Annotated in this window: 3 protein-coding genes; 2 read left to right on the top strand and 1 reads right to left on the bottom strand. The window is 55.2% G+C overall.

The window, feature by feature from the left end; genetic code table 11:
* The first annotated feature begins 358 nt into the window (after nucleotides 1–358).
* The gene (gene icd / locus ACIP1X_RS28620) at nucleotides 359–1,615 is read left to right on the top strand and encodes an NADP-dependent isocitrate dehydrogenase (RefSeq protein ID WP_159813875.1); all 1,257 of its coding nucleotides are present in this window, start codon (nucleotides 359–361) and stop codon (nucleotides 1,613–1,615) included.
* Nucleotides 1,616–1,698: 83 nt separating this feature from the next.
* Here the strand turns inward: icd and cspD are convergent, their stop codons facing one another.
* Nucleotides 1,699–1,986 carry a cold shock domain-containing protein CspD gene (cspD, locus tag ACIP1X_RS28615; RefSeq protein WP_400755944.1) on the bottom strand — a complete coding sequence of 96 codons (288 nt, stop codon included), beginning with the start codon at nucleotides 1,984–1,986 and terminating at the stop codon, nucleotides 1,699–1,701.
* A gap of 224 nt (nucleotides 1,987–2,210) precedes the next feature.
* Here cspD and ACIP1X_RS28610 point away from each other — a divergent pair.
* The coding region (locus ACIP1X_RS28610; RefSeq protein ID WP_400755943.1) for an ATP-dependent Clp protease adaptor ClpS at nucleotides 2,211–2,458 on the top strand (248 nt) is incomplete at its 3' end.

Here is a 2,458-nt window from a genome sequence, read left to right as displayed (position 1 = left end):
GCATCAGTAGAGCGTCAAGCAGTCAGGCTGCGGTAACAACCAGACCAAACAGGCGGAAAGTCTCGTTCTAGAGAGGCCAACCGTCGTGACCCTGTGGTCAGCGGCGGGCATTATACATAGGTAGCTGGCAATCTGCCGATGGTTCATATGCAACGATTCTCGTCCATTGGTCTAAAGGTCGCAGGGCAGGGTGGGGCGTAGAGTCGTTGCGAATGCTTGAGTTTGGCGCTTTTCCCTTTGCTTTCAGGCTTGTACGAAACCAGATGTGCCTGCGCCGCGAACAGAGGGTTTGCGTGTTGATTTAACTGGGTTACGCTCGAACCAAGCCAGATGTTCAATCCAAACAATGGAGTTCAGCATGGGTTACAAGAAGATTCAGGTTCCAGCCGTCGGCGACAAAATCACCGTCAATGCAGACCATTCTCTCAATGTTCCTGATAACCCGATCATCCCCTTCATCGAAGGTGACGGCATTGGTGTCGACATCAGCCCGGTGATGATCAAGGTTGTCGATGCTGCAGTTCAAAAGGCATACGGCGGTAAACGCAAGATTTCCTGGATGGAAGTCTTCGCCGGGGAAAAAGCCACTCAGGTTTACGATCAGGACACCTGGCTGCCTCAGGAAACCCTGGACGCGGTCAAGGATTACGTGGTTTCCATCAAAGGCCCGCTGACCACGCCAGTCGGTGGCGGCATCCGTTCGCTGAACGTGGCCCTGCGTCAGCAGCTCGACCTGTACGTCTGCCTGCGCCCGGTGCGCTGGTTCGAAGGCGTACCAAGCCCGGTGAAAAAGCCTGGCGACGTCGACATGACCATCTTCCGCGAGAACTCCGAAGACATCTATGCCGGCATTGAGTGGAAGGCCGGTTCGCCGGAAGCCACCAAGGTCATCAAATTCCTTAAAGAAGAAATGGGCGTCACCAAGATCCGTTTCGACGAAAACTGCGGCATCGGCGTCAAGCCGGTTTCGCTGGAAGGCACCAAGCGTCTGGCGCGCAAGGCTCTGCAATATGTGGTCGATAACGACCGCGATTCGCTGACCATCGTGCACAAAGGCAACATCATGAAGTTCACCGAAGGTGCCTTCAAAGAGTGGGCCTACGAAGTAGCCGCTGAAGAATTCGGCGCGACCCTGCTCGACGGCGGCCCGTGGATGCAGTTCAAAAACCCGAAAACCGGCAAGAACGTTGTGGTCAAAGACGCCATCGCCGACGCCATGCTCCAGCAGATCCTGCTGCGCCCGGCCGAATACGATGTGATCGCGACCCTCAACCTCAACGGTGACTACCTCTCCGATGCCCTGGCGGCAGAAGTGGGCGGTATCGGCATCGCGCCGGGCGCCAACCTGTCCGACACCGTGGCGATGTTCGAAGCCACCCACGGTACCGCGCCGAAGTATGCCGGCAAGGATCAGGTCAACCCGGGTTCGCTGATTCTCTCGGCGGAAATGATGCTGCGCCACATGGGCTGGACGGAAGCGGCGGATCTGATCATCAAGGGCACTAACGGCGCTATCTCGGCCAAAACCGTGACCTATGACTTCGAGCGTCTGATGGATGGGGCCAAACTGGTGTCGTCTTCGGGCTTCGGTGATGCGCTGATCTCGCACATGTAAAACGCAGGCACACAAAAACCGCCTGACTCGATGAATTGAGTCAGGCGGTTTTTTTATGGCCGGACGTCTTGGGCGAGGGTTGCTCAGCTCACGACTGCGGCTTGGCTGGTAGCGGCGGCTGCGGCCGCTGCTGCACCAACTGCGTCATCCACTGTTTTTTTGTCCTGAATCGCGATGGCGTGCAGGCCTTTGGGGCCTTGAATAAGTTCGAAGTACACCTCTTGGCCGGCCTTCAGGGTTTTGTAACCATCCATCTGGATCGCCGAGTAATGGGCAAACAGGTCTTCTGTCTGGCTGTCCTCGTTAATGAATCCAAAACCCTTGGCATTGTTGAACCATTTGACCTTACCGCTGACCTTGACGCCTGCCATGCTCAAATCCCTCTGCAACAGATTCCATCGCTGGAGTATCATCCAATTCATCCGCAATCTAATCCGTTAAAAGGATTGACTCCGCGGATCTTTTTTACCCACTGTGGGCTCTATTGGTTGTAACACCGTTTTCCCGATAGTCAAGGTGACCGGGCAGTCGGAGTTGAAAACGTGTACAACCGCCCCCACCACTGTATTTGCACAACTGACGAACCTTTCTTTCCATGCATGCAATCAGCCAGATTCGACTAACATTCAATCAGGATCGCCCGACTTTCCAAAAGGATCACCCGGAGGAACACGACGACGGTTCGGCGGGCGTTGCTGTTCAGGAAGCAAAGCCTGCATTACAGGCGCCGCCGATGTACAAGGTGGTTTTGTTCAACGATGACTACACACCGATGGATTTCGTCGTCGAAGTGCTCGAGGTGTTTTTTAACCTGAATCGCGAGCTGGCGACCAAGGTCATGCT

This window comes from Pseudomonas sp. NPDC088885, assembly GCF_044750025.1.
Classification (GTDB): domain Bacteria; phylum Pseudomonadota; class Gammaproteobacteria; order Pseudomonadales; family Pseudomonadaceae; genus Aquipseudomonas; species Aquipseudomonas rustica.
Note: the sequence above shows the minus strand (reverse complement) of the source record. Positions and strands in the feature narration are given on the sequence as shown.

Bases quoted from the DNA above. Each gene is read 5' to 3' on its own strand.
- cspD (WP_400755944.1), bottom strand. From the start codon at position 1,986: ATGGCAGGCGTCAAGGTCAGCGGTAAGGTCAAATGGTTCAACAATGCC.
- icd (WP_159813875.1), top strand. From the start codon at position 359: ATGGGTTACAAGAAGATTCAGGTTCCAGCCGTCGGCGACAAAATCACC.